Source organism: Sphingomonas sp. BL-S-05 (genome assembly GCF_055521695.1).
Genome location: NZ_CM145499.1, coordinates 295,483 through 314,299, shown reverse-complemented (window position 1 = coordinate 314,299; position 18,817 = coordinate 295,483). Strand labels below are relative to the sequence as shown.

Sequence of the window (18,817 nt, the reverse complement as noted above, 5' to 3'; positions counted from 1 at the left end):
AACGCCGCACTATCCTCGGCCTTCTTCAGGATCGTAGAACGAGCGGCCGTCCGATCAATTTTAAAATCGTCAACCGTTTACCGCTTGTGCGCCATATCAACGCGCCAAGGATTGCGCAGGCGACATGCACAGGCAGCCTCAATTGACGCCGAGCGCCAGCTGCCCGTAGGATGAACCTCTTTGGGTAATTCAGCTCCGTCAAGACGAATCCGGAACCATACCGTTCGTGCAGACAATTAGGCCGCCTGTCGACCGACTCTTGTTGAAGCGTCAGACGATATAGGCTCAGGACCCATTAAACGGCTTGCGTCATGTGTGGTGGGTTGATTCATTGGCGGCGGGGGAACTGCCGATGAGTGACCTGTTCCGGCTGACGGACAAGCAAAAGCAGCGAATCGCGCCTTACTTTCCGCTGTCGCACGGCGTACCGCGCGTGGATGACCGGCGGATCATCAGCGGCACCATCTTCGTGATCCGCAACGGTTTGCGCTGGCGAGATGCGCCAGCAGAATACGGGCCGCCCAAGACGATCTACTACCGGTTCATCCGCCAGATGGCAGTGTTCAACCGCGTTTTTGCCAGACTGGTGGCCGAGGACGGACCACCAGATCACTTGATGATCGATGCCCCGCATCTGAAAGCGCACCGGACGGCGGCCAGCCTGTTCAAAAGGGAGCTCTTCCCCGATGTATCGGGCGAACCAAGGGTGGCCTGAACTCCAAGCAGCACGCCGTCTGCGATGATTGGGGACGTCCGTTCGTCATGCTGCTCACCGAAGGGCACATGGAGCGACTACGAGGGAGCAGCCCCCGTGTTCGAGGCGATGCCTGCCGCTCCGATGCTGCTTGCCGATCGCGGCTATGACGCCGATTGGTTCGGCCAAGCGCTTGCTGCGCGTGGAACCGCTGCCTCCATCCCGTCACGCAAGAGCCGCCAGGCGCGAATCCCCCACGATGCCGCTCTCTACCGTCGTCGACACAGTATCAAGAACATGTTTGGGCGCCGCCAAGACTGGCGGCGCATCCACGCCCGCTAAGACCGATGCCCTCACGCCTTCATGTCCGCCATCGCACTCGCCGCGTCCGTCATCCTCTGGATCAATCAATGAGTCCCGAACCTAAAGCGGGCGGGTCGTTTTCCACCCATCGACTTGCGTTCGAGGCCCGCCGCTCCCTTCTGAACGAATGGCATCTTACCGCGGTGGGTCGCCCGAAAGCAGACTGGCCCCTATCCTGAAGAGTTTCGGGCGCCGGCAGGCGTACGAAAGTCCTGGAAGCCCGAACCCGCGGGCCTCAACCGGTGCGCTATGGGGTTATGGGGTTTTCGGGTTCAGCCGGGCTAAGCGTCGGGGTGCCACGGCGGGCGCGCGCGATGTCGTGGATGCAGACCGTCCGAATCCAAGCGGCGAAGTAGCTTTTCACCGGCAGATGACCGGCTTTCATGGGACCCGACGGCACCTGCGGCGGAAACCGGCACATGCCCGTCCGTTTCCGCAACCGTTGGCGCTGCGGGGTAGATGGCGACCACGCCATGCCGGTCATGGTATCTGCGTCCCGGATAGAGGTTCCGAGGCGGGTGGCGCGCGAGGCTGGCGCCGACGCTCGAAGGTCTCGACGATGACCATATGCCCGCCGCAGCATGGGCACGGCGGGCGCAGATCCGGCGGTTCAATCTCGGCAACGTCTGCGGGCGCCGGTGCGACCCCGAGCAGCCGGCGGACGTGGTCGAGCGTGGTCTTGCGGGTGGCGCCGGCGAGCAGGCCGTAGTGGCGGATGCCCTTGGGCAGGACATGGAGCAGGACGCGGCGGATAAACTCGTCGGCGGCTAGGGTCATGATCTGCTGCCGTTCGGCACCGGCACGGCGATAGTCCTTGTAGCGGAAGGTGACGCCGGTCTGGTCGAAGCGCAACAGCCGGCTGTTCGAGATTGCGACGCGGTGGGTGTAGCGCGACAGATAGGCGAGCACCGTCTCGGGACCGGCGAACGGCGGCTTGGCATAGACGACCCAGCGCTTCTTCCGGACCGGTGACAGGTGACGCAGGAAGGCGCGCCGGTCAGCGAGATGCGCAAGGCTGCCGAAGAAAGCGAGCCGCTCGGCATCGTGCAGCGCCATCAGCCGGGTCAGGAACACGCGGCGGAACAGTTTGCCCAGCACTCGCACCGGCAGCAGAAAGGCCGGGCGCGACGACACCCAGCGGCTGCCGTCCGCCGACAACCCGCCGCCTGGGACAATCATGTGGATGTGCGGGTGGTGGGTCATCGCCGACCCCCACGTGTGAAGCACGGCCGTGATGCCGATGCGGGCACCGAGGTGCTTCGGGTCCGCAGCGATGGTCGTCATCGTCTCCGACGCCGCCTGGAAGAGCAGGCTGTAGAGCGCCGCCTTGTTCTGGAGCGCGACCTGGGCGACCTCGGCCGGCAGCGTGAACACGACGTGGAAGTAGCCGATCGGCAACAGGTTGGCCTCGCGCTCGGCGAGCCAGCCGCGCGCGGCCGCGCCCTGGCATCGCGGGCAGTGCCGGTTCCGGCAGCTGTTGTAAGCGACCCGCCAGTGCCCGCAGTCGGTGCAGGCCTCGACGTGCCCGCCCATGACGGCGGTGCGGCAGGTCTCTATCGCCGACATGACCTTGAGCTGGTCCAGGCTCAGATGCCCGGCACGCGCCGCCCGGTATGCGGGACCGGCAGCGCGAAAGATGTCGGCGACCTCGAGCGAGGCGCGCAACGCCCGGTCAGCCGGGTGGACTTTCCCTGGACGCCCCAAAAACGTGGCGAACCGGCCGACGTCGCGAATGTAGTTGCGCTGCGTCTCGCGGCCGAACCCACGCATCTGCATCTCGTCGATGAGGCGCTGGCGCAACGGGCTGACGGCGATGGGAATGAGGGTCGTCATGGTGGAGCTCCTTCTCGTGGAGCCCCGATGCTCTGCCTCTGACGAGCAGCGCTCAACCGACGCGCTACACCCGCGACTTCACCTCAACCTCGCCCCACGCGACCCTCCCGCGCAGCGGGTTCGTGCTTCCACTATAAGGGGAACTTTACACTCCGAGCACGATCGTTGGCGTTGGGTTACTGCCGATTAGGGTCAGGACTCGTTGATCACAGCCAGAAGATGATGGTGGCAGCGAGGGTGACGGCGGAAAAGAAGGTGTTTGGGCACCGATCGTATCGGGTTGCGACACGCCGCCAGTCCTTCAGACGGCCGAACATGATCTCGATTCGGCTACGGCGTCGATAGCGGCGCTTGTCGTATCTGACCGGCTCGTTGCGCGACCGGCGACCCGGGATGAAGGGCTCAATGCCCTTGGCGTTCAGAGCATCCCTGAACCAGTCGGCGTCATAGCCGCGATCGCCGAGCAGCCACTGCGCTTTCGGCAGATCGTCGAGCAACGCGGCCGCGCCTGTGTAATCGCTGACCTGGCCAGCGGTCATGAAGAAGCTCAACGGGCGACCGTTCGCGTCGGCAATAGCATGCAGCTTCGTGTTCATGCCGCCCTTGGTGCGGCCAATCAGGCGGCCAAGATCCCCTTTTTAACTCGTAGGCTTGAGGCCGTGCGGTGCGCCTTCAGGTAGGTCGCGTCGATCATGACCGTCTTGGGCTCGGCATTCACCGCTGCCAACCCTTCCATGATCCGCGTGAACACACCCGCTTCGCCCTAGCGCTTCCACCGGTGTAGAGCGTCTTGTGCGGACCGTAGGCGCTGGGCGCGTCGCGCCAGCGGAGCCCGTTGCGGTTGACGAAGACGATACCGCTCGGCACCCGTCGATCATCGACGCACGGCTTGCCGTGGCTCTTCGGAAAGAACGGTCGCAGCCGCTCCATCTGCTCGTCCGTCAGCCAAAACAGATCGCTCATCCCAGTCTCCTCGCAGAGCCTGAATCAGATCGCGACGCTCACATCAATGGGTCCTGACCCTAGGCAACGTGGACAAATCTTGACGGCGTAATCGGCCACTAAATCAAGGCTGCCTTTGGGAGGCAGGCTTGGGCGAGCGGATCGGTTTGTCGGATGAGGAATGGTCGCTGCTCGGGCCGCTGCTACCGGCCGAGCGTGGACGTAGCTGTCGTCCCGCTAGTGACAACCGGCCCTTCTTCGAAGGCATAATGTGGATTGCGCGAACAGGGGCGCAGTGGCGGCATTTGCCGGAGGAATATGGCAAGTGGAACAGCGTGTTCCGTCGCTACCGTCGCTGGGCGACGACGGGTGTGTTCGACGCCATGCTGGAGACGCTGGCCGGTGCGGTGGAACGCGACGGTCGCGCCGACATGATCGACAGTACGGTCGTCCGGGCACACCATTGCGCCGTGGGCATAAAAAAGGGACTGGTACGGCCGAGGCGCTTGGCCGATCGCGCGGCGGCTTCACGACCAAAGTCCATGCCCGCTGCGATGTCAGAGGTCGCCCGCTCGCCTTCGTCCTGACGCCGGGTCAGGCGCATGACACGCAAGGCTTTGGACCGCTGATGTGCATGATAGCCGACCGGATCGATGCTCTGCTCGCGGATAAAGGCTATGACAGCGACGCGGTTCGCGACACCCTTATCAGCATGAACGTCGAAGCTGTGATCCCGGCTCGGCGCAACCGTCGCAACCCCGCTGCGCATGATCGGGTCAAGTATCGCTGGCGCAACCAGATCGAGCGCCTGTTCAACAAACTCAAGAATTGGCGGCGGTTCGCCACCCGGTACGACAAAACTGCCGAATCCTACATCGGCTTTGTCAGCCTCGCATCAGTTCTACTCTGGTTGCCCTTTGTCCACGATGCCTAACCTCCGACGTTCATTCACCGCTACGTTCTAACCGCTAACTAGCCTAGTTGGAGATGAGCCAGTCCTGTTGATCAAAATAAGTGTTAACGACCGCTTAGAACGACATCTGCGTCCACAGCATTTCAAGTTTCAAGAGATCCATGAGCCGAGGCTATCGAAAATCCACTGATCATTAGCCCGACGTAATCGATACATCCCGCCATGCCAGCCGCCGGACCATTCCACATAGCCACGATCACCTGCGCGATTGAACTGTATTGCGGGCAATTCCAGCATGTGGAAATCCGGGGTCATCTTCTGAAGTTCCACCCGATCGCCCTCGCCATAGACGATGATGGGTCGACGGGCGCGCAGGCAACGATAATCGACCGGGTTCGCGCGTAGAAAAATCGGCTCGTTCTCAACGGTTGCCGCGCCCCGCCAGCCCGAAAAGTCAATTCCGGCTCGATCCAGCGGCTCGACAATGGCTGCGCCCGACGCGCGGTAGAGCTTGTTGAGCAAAGCGATGCGAGCGTCGCTTTCGAAAGAGCGCGCCGACGTGCAACGCGAGGCATCACTCCCGACCGAGAAAGGGGTCGCAGCGCCCAACGCCGCGCGGTCAAGCAGCAGATGATGCTCAGCCAAGTCGTTGAGGCCATCGTCGTTACGATCGGCACGCAGCCGCGCGATCGGAATAGTGAGATAGAGGTCAGTGGCACGCCGACGCGTACGGAGCGCAACCGGCGGATAGTAGATGCTGGCCGTGTCAATTTCGGCCACGTCGACGGCGAGGTGAATAGCCTCGCCGGCAAGCAGCTTCATCGGCGACGCAGCCACCACGACGTAGGGGAAGCGGTCGGCAAGACCCGTATAGAGCGGTGCCCCCCAACCCTTGCCGCCATCTTCGCTCAGGTGGATCCAATAACCACCCTGCGAGACTTCGCCCGTTGGATCGAGCGTTTGCGAAACGCTGACCGCAATCGCACGCGCTCCATCACGCTCCATCCGGATCGGCAGATAGCCCTTGGGTAACGCCGCCAGCCCCTTTGGCGCAGGCGTTGATTTCATCCGTCGCATCTCCAGCGGGATTTCGGCCTCGGCAAACCCGGGAGTTACTGGCGTTACCGAGGCTCGGTCGACCCGCTTCTCTTGTGCAATCCCGGCCGCAACGCGAAGCGAAGCGGCCTCGGCGCGCAGCGCATCCCTTCGCGCTGGAAAGCCGCTGACGACGCGGTTGAACACCGGGTCAATCGGCGGGGTGTCGGCACCTCCCATACTGGTTTCACGATCGAGATCGACGGCGGAACCGAGCGCCCGTTCCCAATCCGACCATATGACCGGATAGGCCCCGCGCGGATATATTCTCGTTGCCAGCTTTCTGGCCAGTAGTCCCTGATCGTCCGAGCTCGATGCGAACAGCATCTCCGCCAGCCAATAGGGGTCCTCATCCCGATGGTTCAGCCATTGGTCGAGCAGCAGCCCCGCCCCGTTCCGCTTGCGAATCTCAGTACATGCCGCACCTGCGCTGCCGCTTGCGTCATACGCGCAGCGCAGACCACGGCGTTGCACGGCAATCTGTGGTACGGCGGCAAGCAGGCGCTGCGCCTCGCCTTCGCGTCCGGCAATCGCCAACGCGGCGGCAAGATCGAGCGCGATACGGGCGCCGTCGTCGATATCGGTCTCTTTCGCAATCCGGGCCGCCTCGGCCGCTTTCGCGAGGGCGGCAGGGTCTGGCTTCTTCGGCTCGCTCGATCGCCTTGCGCTTACACTGCCCTTTTCGACGGGCGTTGTATCCGCCAGTGCTTCGAGCGAGTCCGCCAGCGCTTCCAGGTCGGTATCGTCCACCGTTACCTCCATCGAAACGGGGGCGTCGTCGCCCTTCGCATCGAACCGTACAGGGATGCCGTCGATCATGACCGTACCCCCGGGTTGCACTTCGAACAGGCGGCTACGCTCGACCGCGCTCAACCCGTCGTAGAAACGCAGCGCTCGACCATCGAGGCCGGCCCCCAGCAAGGCGTCAAGATAGCTCCGCCGAATCCGCGCTGTGACTGCACTGCGTGCTTCTGACCCAATTCTCTGCAGTTGCTCAGGCTCTGCCAACCATTGGTAGACACTGAACGAGGTGCCGCGTGGCAGAGCGCCCCAATCCAGCAGGCGAAGGATAGCCGGCAGATCACGCCCCTCCGCGACATCGATCGCCCGCACGAAATTGCCGGTACACGGCGCTGCCGACGCGATCCGATACGCTTCGGCGGCACGATCGGCTGCCCCTACCATAAGCGCCGCAAAGTCCTCCGCTCGACAGTCTGCGATACCGTCGAGAGCGCTTGCGATCGCCGTCGTACCGAATGGCGTCCTGTGGACCTGCGGAATCAGCGCATGCAGTTCGGCCTGAACCGGCCGCTTCCATCTGTTATCAATCTCATAGCGCCGTTCATCGACAACAATAACCGCGCTGGCGAGGCGTCGCATCACCTCTGCATCGATGCCATAACGCTGCGCCAGGACGCTCGCTGCCAGCCCAAGCGGCTTGGACGCCAGTTGCGTCTTCAATTCGCCCTGCCACGCGATGAGCGCAGCGTTGGGGTAGCTGCCACTGTCCAAGCGCTTCGATCGGAACTCGGCGACCTCCTTCGTCGTCGGTACAGGCACCTTTGGCGTTCCCGCAGCGATCAGCAGCAATCCCGCCGCGCCAAGCCACCGTCGATCGAACCGTTTGATGCTGTTCTTCATTATGCGCCCCCTGTGGTGCACAGAATGAGGGACAAGACTGGTCGTTACAATCCCGGCCTCTGGTTCCAAAGTCATTTGTATTGAAAACCGCCCTATATCAGCGATAATCAGGTTAGGTGTTCAGTCCCCGCTTATAAGGCCAAATCCAGCACCTGCTTTTCGGAGCGAAGGCGTGATGCCAACTTGTCGTATGCAACATCCTGGACCGCAACCCTGTCATCAATTGCAATGGCCGCGGCAGCAGCGGCCGATTGGCCTAAAATCATGAACACGGGCTCCATCCGTATCGATCCGTAAGCGATGTGTGATGCCGACAATGCCACCGGAACCAGAAGGTTGGGCGCCTCCCCACGCTTCGGAACGATCGCATCATAGCTGATCGGGTAGGCGCGTCCCGGACTAACTTCGATATTACCCTCGTTACGGACATGGCCATTAGCATCAACAATGCGCTGCACGTTATGCGAATCCATGTTGTAGGAGCCCATGCCAATTGGTCGTGGCGTCGGTTTGCTGCCCCGCAGATGCGGTTCGGCCATGACGAAGTCCGACACCATCCGTCGTGCTTCTCGGACATAGAATTCCCTCGGCCAGCCGCCACTGGTTACGAATTCATCTCTGCACAGCCCCCAGCGCGACATTTCCGCCCGCGTTTCCGCCGGCACGCTCGGGTCGTTGGCCATGAAGTAGAACAGCCCCTGCTGGTAGGTGACATGTTCGCGGATAATCCGGGCTCGTTCGGCATCGCTGCCAAGCGGATAGCCGTAGTTCATGCCGATATTGTCAGTGGAAAACGCGCCAAAATTATTAGTGTCCGTCTTCCCGTTGGGGATGCGATCGAACTTGCCGAAGAAATTGCGATAGCCAGCGTCCATGTACCGTTTGAGCAACGCATACTGCCCCGGATCGTAGCCGGCGGGCTTCGGCAACGGCAGGCGGTTCGCCGGAACGTCGGTCATACAGAGGCGAAAGGTGTATGCTTGAATCTTGTCATCCGCCGTTCCATCGTCGGCGGGCGTGGCGGCGCTGATGCGGGGCAGCAGGCCGCTGCTCGGATCTCCCTTGATGCGATAGGGGTCGATTGGCAGCGTGAACTGATGATTCGTGGTGTTCTTCAGTTGCACCCCGTTAAGCGTCTCGCCGTACCGGCTATTCGCCTCGCGGCCCGTCGTGAAACTCACGCCGGACAGGCCCATCAGGTCGCCTTCATAGGTCGCGTCGATGAAAACCTCGCCTGCGAAGCGCCGACCGCTCTTCGACGTGAACGCCACGATCCGCTGCCCCTTGCGCTCCACGCCCTGCGCGTCGCGGCGGAGCGGCTGGTTGCGTACGACATCGACCCCGGCATCGCGCACCCAGTCCTCGAAAACCTTCTCCGCAACCTTCGGCTCGAACATCCACATCGCCCCGTCATCGGCAAAATTCTCCGACCCGGCCTTAGGCGGCTTCGAATGTATCCAGACCGCCGGGTTGTCGTAATGGCGTTTTACTTTGCGATAGAAGTCGAGCGCCAAGCCGCCGATCGCGCGATGATTGCCGGTATCCGACCATCCAAGCCCGTTCGTGGTCATCCCGCCTAAATAATCACCCGTGCAGACCAGCAATACGCTGCGGTTAAGGCGCCGCGCCTCGATAGCGGCAACGACCCCGGCCGATGTGCAGCCATAGACGACGATGTCGGCACGCTGTGGTGCGGGGCGGGCGTCCAACGCTGGCGCAACGAACAGTGCCGGTACGAGCGTGAGCAGCGTGGCCTTGATTTTCATGATGCGCGTTCCTGTCGGTGGACGTCAAAAGGCGGCGGCAATGCCGAAGAAGATGCGGCGATCCTCGCGGGTCGTGAGCGAAAGCCGTTCGGGTGTCTGTAGATACTGGCCGGCGATCTCCCTGGTCAGGTTGATCGCATCGACCGTCAGGCGTACGTTGCGGGTTAGGTTGATCTGCGCCGAGGCATCGAGCTGGCCACGCCCGATCGAATAGGCGTTGCCGCCGCTGGCCGCCGATTGCACCGTGCTCAGGAATGCGCTGCGATAGGTATAGGCGGCGCGCAACGACACGCCCTTGTCCTCATAATAGCCGATCAGCGTGTAGCTGTCGCGCGACAGGCCGGGCAGCGGCAGGCGTGCGCCGGTAATCGAGTCGACCAACGGCGTGCTGCTGTCGACGAAGGTGTAGTTCGCCTGCACGCCCAAGTTGCGCAGGATGCCAGGCAGAAAGCGTAGCGCGTGCTGGTACGCGAGTTCGAACCCTTGGATCGTGCCGTTCGCGCCGTTGGTCGGCTGGCTGATATCGAACAGACCGAAGCGTTCGGAAAAGCCAGGCACGAACTCGCGGGTCACCGTTACGACCGTGAAGGAATTGACGTTCTTCCGAAAGATTGCGCCGGTAATCGAACTAGCCGGGGCAAAATACCATTCCAGTGTCGCATCATATTGCGTCGCTTCGAACGGGCGCAGGCTAGGGTTACCGCGTGATCCGGTGAAGGCCACGGTATTCGGCACAAAGCTGGTGCTTACTTCGCCCAGGCTCGGACGGGCGACCACCTTTGCGGCGGCAAGGCGGAGCGTCAGGTCGTTGGTCAGGTCGACCGCCATATTGGCACTGGGAAGGAGATAGTTGAACTCGGCCTTCGACGGATTTCTTTGCGTTGCCGAGAGGTATCCGGTCGATTCTCGCAGCGTCGTTATGTAGCGCAGACCGGCATTGCCGGTAACGACGACACCGCCGAACTCGGTTTCGCCGTTGACCTTGCCATAGAAACCCAGTGTGTCCTGAGTCACGTCCTTGACCGACGTCGGACCCACGGTGATCCCCGACCCGAAGGGTGTCGGCTGAACCAGTCCGAGCGAAGTGCGTGCCGCGTTCTTGTCTATGCTGCCGCCCAGCAGGTTGCGGGGGAATTCGCCGGGCACCCCGGGATAGAAGGTACCGTAACGCTGGTCATAGGTGACGCCGCCCAGTTCATCGATCGTGATGATCCCGTCGCCATTGCGATCGCCCCTGCCCAGCAACGCTGCCGCGACCGGGAGGTTCTGCGGATCGGCGGTGAACAGGTCGACCTTTTCGTAGCGGAAACCCGCTTGCACCGAGGAGAGCGGCCCCCAATCCGTCCTGTAGGTCCAGTCGACACGCCCTTCATAGCCGACATTGCTGGTGTTGGTGTCCGCGTCGAACACCGACAGCAACTGATAGTTGGTCGGATCGTCCCGGTTGAAGTTGGATGTGAGCGACAGGTTGGGAAAGGCGTTCCCCGGCCGGAAATCGTAGCTGGCGTCGACGGTCCGCCCCGCGCGCGGTACGATGACATAGGTGAACGACGCGCCCGGAAAGCCGTCGCTCCCCTGTCCCTTGCTGTACGACAGGTCGAAGGTGACCTGACCGCGCCCTTCCTCCCATTTGCCGGACATACCCAGGGTTGTGGACTTAAGGTCCGTCGGCTCGTCGTAGATTAATGGACGAAGCGTAACGCCGCGGAAGGTGCCAGCCACGACCGTCCCGTTTTGGTTCGCGACTGCACCGACGTCGTTGTTGTTGAGCAGTATCTGGTAATTAACCGAATTGCGCTGCCGCTTGAGATGATTGAACGTACCGTCGAGGATGAGTTCGAGATTGTCGGTCGGTTTGAACTGCATCGTGCCATTGACGGTCAGCCGTTGCTCCGCCCGGTCGTAGATCCGCGCCATCAGCCGATTTGGACGAAACATATTGGCATCATCGATGCCGTCGCCATTCCCGTCGATGGCGTTGGTCCGCGTCCACCCACCAGATTCGAACGAATAGCCAAGCGTCTTGGTATCCTGATAGGCAACACTGGCCAGAACGCCGAACCGGTCACCGAAATTCTTGGAAATCAGTCCGGAGGTCCGATAGCCGACATGGTTCGCCTGATCGGCATAGGCGCCTTGGATGCGGCCGGCGGCAACGAAATCCTTCAGCGCCAACGGCCGCTTGGTCCGCAGGTTGACTGTCGCGCCCAAGGCTCCTTCCGGCATATCCGCCGTAGGCGATTTCGTGACGATGATGCTCGACAGGATTTCGGGACTGATCGCCTCCAGGGCGGCACCGCCACCATTGCTCGGCCCGATGAAGGTCCGGCCGTTGATTTCCAATCGGTTCTGCGAAATGCCGCGCACCGTGAAGGTCGACCCGTCCCCCTCGCGGCGGCCGATCTGGACCCCCGTCACGCGGCTCAGGCTTTCAGCGACATTCTGATCGGGCAATTTCCCGATATCCTGCGCACTAATGACGTCGACGATCGACGCCGACGACCGCTTGACGTTGATCGATTCCTGCACGGACTGGCGAATCCCCGTGACGACGATATCTTCCGCCGGAGGCTCGTCAGGTACGAAGCCAGCGCCGCCGGCAGGCGCCGATCCGTCCTGAAGAGGCGCGAAAGACGCCGTGGTCGACGTTATCGACACAGGTTCGCGCCGCCGCAATACCACCGCGTTACCCACGCGTGCCGGCACCAGGTCGGTCCCGGCCAGCAAGGTGCGCAGCGCAGTATCGACTTCCATCGTGCCTTGCACACGATTGGTCCGCAGCCTCTCGACCGCTGGCGCGCCGACCAATATCTGGATGCCCGCCTGATGAGCAAACATCGGGATGCCTGAGCTGGCGGATTGTGCCGGCACGTCAAACCGACGGGTCTGTGCTATGGCGGAGCCGGCGCCTCCGATGCTTGCGACGATCGCCGCACCGCTTGCCCATTGCCGGAATCGCGCCTTACCCATCCCTGTCCTCCCCCATGACGCCATTTTCGGCGTTCGATAGATAAGAGGCGGCCGTGGCCGCTTTCCGTCAGTCCCGCTCGCGAATTCTACGCCGCAGCGAAATGCTGCCGCTGGTAACCGTGACGGAAACATCGTGCGAAGCAGCGAGAGTGGCAGCGAAGTCGGCCGGCTTGTCGATCTGGAACAGGCCGACCAACCGTTCTTCGCCAAGCGTGGGATCGTCGATCACGAGTTGCTGGCGATTGTAGCGGTTGAACTGCGTTACGGCATGCGCCAGCGTTTCATTCTCCAGCGCGATCTCGCCGTTACGCCATGCCAGTGTCCGCTCGACTGCAGCCGGCGCCGTCGACACTGTCGGCGGTGATGCAGCGTCCGGGAAATAGGCCTGTTGTCCCGCTTTCAACAGAGTGACCGCGCCGCTGGCACTGGCGGCCCACGCCGCGACGACGCCCTCCGTCACATGGATGCGGACACCATCATCCTCGCGCTCGACGGAAAAGGCGGTACCGACCGCTCGGGCCTGCGCGATGCCGGCGTCGACGACGAAGGGGCGCTTGCGGTCCTTGGCAACCTGAAACCATGCCTCGCCCCGATCCAGCACGATCCTGCGATCGGCCTGTCCGAAGATGACACGCAATTCGCTTTCCGTGTTGATCGTCGCGACCGATCCGTCGCGAAGCGGCAATCGGCGAATTTCGCCACGGCGCGTCGTCACCTGCTCGCCCGACAGGATCGACCAGCCGATCGTACCGACTGCCGTCGCGGCGATCGCGCCTCCCGCCCCGACGAACAGACGGCGACGGCTGAACCGGGCGTCGCCGTGACTCTTTTCGACATCAGCCGGAACTAGAGCGCGATCGACAGTAGCGAGCGCGGCCATCGCTCGCAGCAACTGCCCCGGATGACGAGGGTCGAGCGCCAGCCAGCGTTGCAGGGCGTCTTCCTCGTCCGGGCCCAACGGGTGGCGCAGCGCCCACCGGACCGCCTCGTCCTCAGCGGCGTCGAACATGGACTGGCTCCGGAAGGTTCATATCGGGCACTCCGCCCAGATGTTTCAGTATCGCACGCAATCCGCGACTGGCGTCGTTTTCCACGACCGCTTCGGATACGCCCAGTGTCTCGGCAATGGCCTTCTGGCTCAGCCCCTCGACCTTGCGCATAATGAAGATGCGCTGCGCCCGCTCGGAAAGCGTTGCCAGCGCAGCGCGGACCCGTTCGAGTTCCTGCCGAGCAGCGACCGCACGTTCGGGAGAGGCCGCATCGCTGACCGGTTCTGCGTCGGCATCTTCCGGCAGCGGCTCGAAACGGACGATACGCGCCTGACGACGCTGACGATGCAGCAGGTGGCGCGCCATCGTGAACAGATAGGCTCGCGGTGCGAGGATATGCGACACGTCCTGCAATTTCGCCAACTGGCAATAGCATTCCTGCACGATGTCCTCCGCATCGTCGGTGGCGAACACCCGCGACCGCAGCCAGACCCGAAGGTCTCGCTCATGCGGCAGGATTTCACGTCCAACCCACTGCGCCAATGCTACGCGTTCCGTCTCGTCTCTCCCTTCCGGCTATATGAGCGCCGAGCCAATGTTTTCCTTCAAGGACGACGAGATTATGCTGCCGTCGAGCAATCGGGTAAGCCTGCTCTGTCAAATCTGTGCAGCTGGTCGCAACAGGCACCCGCTCCCGAAGGTCCTGTGACAGCACTCGCGGCGTATGTGCCGACATCCTGACCCGGCTCCGAGCCTGAATCAGAAAGCCGCGCCCGTGTGTATCCTCGACGATTCAGAAAGGCCGAAAATCGCTCTAGGCACGCTCGCGATCAGACGCGCATCGCCGCCACGAACGCCTGGAAAGCAGCAGTCGGTTGGCGGCGGCTCGGATAATAAAGGTGGTTCGGCGCCAATATAGGCGCCCAGCCGGCGAGCACTTCGACCAGCGTGCCGTCTGCCAGTGCCTGTGCAGCGTGCGGCAGCGGAAGGCAAGTCACTCCTAGCCCTGCCACCGCGGCGTCGCGCATCACGTCGATATCATTGGTGATGAAGTCGCCGCGGACCGAGCGTTCCACCGTGCGGCCATCGCGCTCGAATTCCCACCGGTGTACGACGCCGGACGACGTGTACCGGTAACACAGGCACCGATGCGCGACGAGATCGTCGGGATCGGCGGGTGCGGGACGGTCGCGCTGATCCGCACCGATATCATGTCGGCCTGCAGCGTCTGCGCGTGCCGGACCCCGCAGTCGAGACGGTCCGAGACGATGTCGACGAACCCGTCATCCACTACCAGTTCAACGGCGATGTCGGGATAGGCGCGCGCAAAGTCGGCCAGCCGCGGCAAGATGGCGTAGAGCGCCGCGACCCGGTGCGCGCTGACCCGGATCCGCCCCGCCGGTCGTTCGCGGGCGTTATCCAGGTCGGCCAGCGCGCCCGCGACCGAAGCGATCGCCGGTCTCAACCGCGCCAGCAGTTCCTCACCGGCAAGCGTCGGCGCCAGCGACCGGGTGGTACGGTCGAGCAGCCGGACGCCCAGTTTCGTTTCGAGCGACCGCATCGCATGGCTCAAAGCCGAGGCGGACAATCCAAGACGCGTCGCCGCTCGCGCGAAGCTGCCAGCCTCGACGATCGTCTCGAACACCGCAAGACCGGACCAGAGATCGCGATCCATTCCTGAACATCCTTCAGCAACCCATGCGCCCTAGATAATCTAATCCTCGCGCCGTCCGGCGTCCATCTGGAGACGACACACTGCAGGATGCGATCATGAAACTCGACACCTATCGCTCGCTCGGCCGCTCCGGCCTTCTCGTCAGCCAGCTGGCACTCGGTACGATGACCTTCGGCACGCCGCGATGGGGGTTGGACGAGAGTGGAAGCCGCGAGGTGTTCGATCGCTACACCAATCTTGGCGGCAATTTCATCGACACCGCCGACGTCTATGCAGGCGGGCGATCGGAGGAGATGATCGGTAGTTTTGTCGCCGCGCAATCGTCGCGCGATCGGCTGGTGATCGCGACGAAATCGGGGTTTGCGACCGGTCGCGGCTATCATGCAGGCGGTAATGGCGCGCGCCACATATTGGCGTCCGTCGAAGGATCGCTCCGCCGACTCCGGACAGACTTCATCGACCTGTACTGGGTACATGTCTGGGACGGCATCACGCCGCCCGAGGAACTGTTGCGGACGATGACGGCGCTCGTCGCATCGGGCAAGATCCGCTACTGGGGCATATCCAACACCCCGGCGTGGTACGTCGCCGAACTCGCGACGCTGGCGCGGGTCCAGGGCGATCCGGCGCCGATCGGCCTGCAATATTTCTATTCGCTAATCGAACGCGGGGTCGAAGCTGAGCATCTGCCGCTCGCGCGGTCGGCGGGCATGGGTATCGTGCCTTGGAGCCCCCTTGCCTATGGCCTGCTCACCGGCAAATACGATCGCGCGACCGTCGAGGCAGGCCCGAAGCGCGCGGGTGGCGTCCCCAACCAAGCCGGGCAGGACGACACGGCGCGGCCCGCCGACGATAAGCGGCTCGATGGCGACAATCCGTTCGGCGACACGCTGTTCACCGAGCGCAACTGGCAGATCCTTGACGAACTGAAACGCGTGGCCGCGGAGGTTGACGAGACGCCGGCGCGCGTCGCGCTATCGTGGGTGGTCGGGCAGCCTGGCGTCACATCGACGCTGATGGGCGTGAGTCGAGCGGAGCAGGTAACCGACAATGTCGCCGCTCTCGGCCTTACCCTGTCGCCCGATCACCATGCGGCGCTCGATGCGGTGAGCGGTGGCAACCTTTCGTTTCTATACGGCCTGTTCGCCCCCGCCATGCGCAACCAGGTCGTCTTCGGCGGCGGAGACGTTCGAAGCTGAACCGTCAACCTGGGGCCGCTCGCCAAAGACGAAATCTGCGCGTGGTCGGCTCCAATCGACAAACTCCGCGTTCGAAGCTGCCAGGTCGGCAGCATGTTCGTTTGCCGAACGCCGGCACGGGGATAGCCATGCGGATCGGAATCATCGGGGCGGGAATGGCGGGCCTTTCGTGTGCGCAGACGCTTCGTCATCAGGGTCACAACATCATCGTGTTCGACAAGGGGCGCGGACCGGGTGGCCGCATGTCGACCCGCCGCATCGACACCCCGCTGGGGGAAGCCGCGTTCGATCACGGCGCGCAATATCTGACGGCACGCGACCCCGCGTTCGTCGCGCAGGTCGAGCGATGGGCGCAAGACGGCCATGTCGTGCGCTGGTCGCCCGCCGGCCCGGATGCATGGGTCGGGACACCGGCGATGAACGCGCCGATCCGCTCGATGGCGAGTGGCGGTGACGTCCGCTGGAACACGGCCATCGACACCCTGACCCATGACGGCGAATGGCGGATCGGTAACGAACGGTTCGACGCGGCGATCGTCGCGGTGCCGGCCGAACAGGTCGCGCACCTGGTCGTCGCCCACGATGTCACGCTGGCCGACGCAGCCCGTTCCGCGGTGTCCGATCCGTGCTGGACCGTCATGGCAGCATTCGATGGCCCCGTACCGATCGATCGCGATCGGCTCACGGATCTCGGCATCATCGGATCCGCCGTTCGCAACTCGGCCAAGCCAGCCCGGACTGGACCGGAGGCCTGGGTCCTCCAGGCCAGTGCGGATTGGTCGCGCGCGCATCTTGAGGACGATCCAGAGATGGTGCAACGCGCGCTTCTCGCGGCGTTCGCGAACCATATCGGCGCCGGGTCGGCTGCCGTCGTCACGACCAGCATCCATCGCTGGCGGTATGCGAAGGTCGACGCGTTGAACCACCGCGCGATCTGGAACGCTGATATTCGGCTAGGCGCCTGCGGCGACTGGCTTCTCGGACCGCGGATCGAAGCTGTTTGGCTGTCGGGACAGCATCTCGCGGAGTTCGTCGGATCGACAAATCGGGCTGTTTCCAAACAGCATCTCTGATTCTGAGACCCAGAACCCGCCGCTCAGCGCGAGCGCGGCAAACCCAATTTTCGGACGCTCGTTCAGATAAGTTGATCCGCATCTTTGACGGACGATGCGCCACAGCAAAATCCATCATGGACAATCGGTTATGGCCGCCTAATCTCAGTTCATGCGGATCTTCATCAGCTCGCTAATTTCAGGCTTCGAGCCCCAGCGCGCGGCAGCTCGTCGCGCAGTAATTACCCTGCGCCACGATCCGGTCATGGCCGAGGACTTCGGTGCCCAGCCAAGCTCTCCCCAGATCGCCTGTCTTCACGGGTTGCGCGGATCGGACATCGTCGTCCTGATCCTTGGCGAGAACTACGGCTTTGTGCCTTCGGGCTCATCCCTTTCTGCAACACACCAGGAATATCGAGAAGCGCGGGAGACGAAGCCAGTCCTCGCGTTTGTGCAGCAAGGCATTTCTCCCGGGCCAGAGCAGGCCGCTTTCATCGCCGAAGTTCAGGCTTGGGAAGGCGGACTGTTTCGCGGTGGCTTCGTTGAAGTGGACGACTTGCAAGACGGGGTGACACGCGCGCTACACGATGTGACCTTAGCGAACGCTACCGCTCCCGTCGACGAGCGGGAGATGTCTGTGCGCGCCACCGCCATGCTCGAGCCGGATAATAGGAACCAAGTGACGTCGGCAATGCTCGACCTCGTTGTGGTCGGCGGTCCGCGCCAACGCATCCTGCGGCCAGCAGAACTTGAGGCGGGCGCTCTTGCCGAGCAGCTAGAGCAGTCTGCACTCTACGGCGATAGCCGGCTGTTCGACCGGACGCTCGGCACCGCCAGCGGACTTGACGGCTCTGACCTCGTTTTGCGTCAGGAACGTGGAGCATCCATTCGCCTTACCGAGCAGGGTTCAGTTTCGCTGCGACTGCCGCTGGACGAACCGCGTCCTCTTGGGCGAAGCTTCGATGCAATGAGCGGCATGCTCATCGTCGAGGAGGTGGTGCAAGAGCAGCTCGGTACTGCGCTCGACTTTGCGGCGGGTGTCATTGATCGCGTCGACCGCACGCAGCGGCTAACGCATCTTATCGTAATGGTCCGCCTGTCGGGTGTTGAACACCGCGGATGGCGAACGCGCGCCCAGCATGCGTCGAACCCTAACTCAGTCCAGATGGGGCATGGTGGCATGAGGGAACGCCCACCGATCATCCTTACGATCCGTCGAGCAGCGCTCGGCCTCGATCGTACTGCTCTCATAGAAGACATCCTCGTTCCGCTCCGGCGTCAGTTCCCGATGGCAAGCTAGCAGGCCGCTGGCGAGAAAAGCTGCAACAGGCGACTTGACTAAGCGTGAATTCGACGCCCTGCGCACGCTTTCAGGAGGGCTGGTAGAAAGTCGGGGTGGTCTCCACCCTGCCGGAGAAGGAACCATAACGGGAATGCTTGCGGCAGGCTGGATAGAGGAGGTTCCCGAAGGCGCGGTCGGCCGACAAATGGGCTACCGCATCACCGCAGCAGGCGAGGCGGCGTACAAGATCGGCCGATCGCCGAAGCCTCCGCGCGAGCCGACCCGCCTGAAGGTTTTGGCACGAAGGATCAGCCCCTTGATGCCGCGCTTCGGAAAGCTCGACTGATTAGGAAGGGCCGGACGAAGCGGGATTTGTTACGATGGCTCGTACAGGCATTGTTGA

Annotated in this window: 12 protein-coding genes and 3 pseudogenes; 6 read left to right on the top strand and 9 right to left on the bottom strand. The window is 62.8% G+C overall.

What is annotated here, in order from left to right:
* The first annotated feature begins 352 nt into the window (after nucleotides 1-352).
* Nucleotides 353-1,108 (top strand): annotated as a pseudogene (locus tag ACZ1JS_RS01370) (IS5 family transposase).
* Nucleotides 1,109-1,537: 429 nt separating this feature from the next.
* On the opposite strand, the gene ACZ1JS_RS01365 reads toward ACZ1JS_RS01370, so the two are convergent.
* Both ACZ1JS_RS01365 and ACZ1JS_RS01360 read right to left on the bottom strand, forming a co-directional pair.
* On the bottom strand, nucleotides 1,538-2,722 hold the full coding sequence (locus ACZ1JS_RS01365) for an IS91 family transposase (protein WP_465168604.1): 1,185 nt from the start codon (nucleotides 2,720-2,722) through the stop codon (nucleotides 1,538-1,540).
* Between the two features lie 374 nt (nucleotides 2,723-3,096).
* Nucleotides 3,097-3,853: pseudogene (locus tag ACZ1JS_RS01360) on the bottom strand (IS5 family transposase).
* 128 nt (nucleotides 3,854-3,981) lie between these two features.
* On the opposite strand from ACZ1JS_RS01360, the pseudogene ACZ1JS_RS01355 reads away from it, so the two are divergent.
* Nucleotides 3,982-4,766, top strand: a pseudogene (locus ACZ1JS_RS01355) (IS5 family transposase).
* A gap of 129 nt (nucleotides 4,767-4,895) precedes the next feature.
* Here ACZ1JS_RS01355 and ACZ1JS_RS01350 read toward each other — a convergent pair.
* The 7 genes from ACZ1JS_RS01350 to ACZ1JS_RS01320 all read right to left on the bottom strand — a co-directional run bounded on the left by ACZ1JS_RS01350 (nucleotide 4,896) and on the right by ACZ1JS_RS01320 (nucleotide 14,881).
* Entirely contained in the window at nucleotides 4,896-7,481 is a 2,586-nt protein-coding gene (locus ACZ1JS_RS01350; RefSeq protein ID WP_465167372.1) for a hypothetical protein, read from the bottom strand.
* Nucleotides 7,482-7,612: 131 nt separating this feature from the next.
* On the bottom strand, nucleotides 7,613-9,247 hold the full coding sequence (locus ACZ1JS_RS01345) for an FAD-dependent oxidoreductase (protein ID WP_465167371.1): 1,635 nt from the start codon (nucleotides 9,245-9,247) through the stop codon (nucleotides 7,613-7,615).
* A 24-nt stretch (nucleotides 9,248-9,271) separates the two neighbouring features.
* The gene (locus ACZ1JS_RS01340; RefSeq protein ID WP_465167370.1) at nucleotides 9,272-12,085 is read right to left on the bottom strand and encodes a TonB-dependent receptor; all 2,814 of its coding nucleotides are present in this window, start codon (nucleotides 12,083-12,085) and stop codon (nucleotides 9,272-9,274) included.
* Between the two features lie 199 nt (nucleotides 12,086-12,284).
* Nucleotides 12,285-13,226 (bottom strand): FecR family protein, encoded by a 942-nt coding sequence (locus ACZ1JS_RS01335; protein ID WP_465167369.1) that lies wholly within the window; start codon nucleotides 13,224-13,226, stop codon nucleotides 12,285-12,287.
* Nucleotides 13,210-13,749, bottom strand: a complete 540-nt coding sequence (locus ACZ1JS_RS01330) for an RNA polymerase sigma factor (protein WP_465167368.1) — start codon at nucleotides 13,747-13,749, stop codon at nucleotides 13,210-13,212. Before ACZ1JS_RS01330 ends, ACZ1JS_RS01335 begins: the two co-directional genes overlap by 17 nt.
* Before the next feature lie 287 nt (nucleotides 13,750-14,036).
* Nucleotides 14,037-14,348 carry a LysR substrate-binding domain-containing protein gene (locus tag ACZ1JS_RS01325; RefSeq protein WP_465168603.1) on the bottom strand — a complete coding sequence of 104 codons (312 nt, stop codon included), beginning with the start codon at nucleotides 14,346-14,348 and terminating at the stop codon, nucleotides 14,037-14,039.
* Nucleotides 14,234-14,881: a LysR family transcriptional regulator gene (locus ACZ1JS_RS01320; RefSeq protein WP_465167367.1), complete on the bottom strand. Its 648-nt coding sequence runs from the start codon at nucleotides 14,879-14,881 to the stop codon at nucleotides 14,234-14,236. The genes ACZ1JS_RS01325 and ACZ1JS_RS01320 overlap by 115 nt, the downstream gene beginning before the upstream one ends.
* 95 nt (nucleotides 14,882-14,976) lie before the next feature.
* Here ACZ1JS_RS01320 and ACZ1JS_RS01315 point away from each other — a divergent pair, with 95 nt between their 5' ends.
* From ACZ1JS_RS01315 to ACZ1JS_RS01300, 4 genes are all read left to right on the top strand, one after another.
* Nucleotides 14,977-16,080 carry an aldo/keto reductase gene (locus tag ACZ1JS_RS01315; protein WP_465167366.1) on the top strand — a complete coding sequence of 368 codons (1,104 nt, stop codon included), beginning with the start codon at nucleotides 14,977-14,979 and terminating at the stop codon, nucleotides 16,078-16,080.
* Between the two features lie 128 nt (nucleotides 16,081-16,208).
* A complete protein-coding gene (locus tag ACZ1JS_RS01310) occupies nucleotides 16,209-17,153 on the top strand; it encodes an NAD(P)/FAD-dependent oxidoreductase (protein WP_465167365.1) in 945 nt (314 codons plus the stop codon).
* Nucleotides 17,154-17,304: 151 nt separating this feature from the next.
* Nucleotides 17,305-18,432, top strand: coding sequence for a DUF4062 domain-containing protein (locus tag ACZ1JS_RS01305; protein ID WP_465167364.1), 1,128 nt, complete (start codon nucleotides 17,305-17,307; stop codon nucleotides 18,430-18,432).
* A gap of 34 nt (nucleotides 18,433-18,466) precedes the next feature.
* On the top strand, nucleotides 18,467-18,760 hold the full coding sequence (locus ACZ1JS_RS01300) for a hypothetical protein (protein ID WP_465167363.1): 294 nt from the start codon (nucleotides 18,467-18,469) through the stop codon (nucleotides 18,758-18,760).
* Nucleotides 18,761-18,817: the final 57 nt, after the last annotated feature.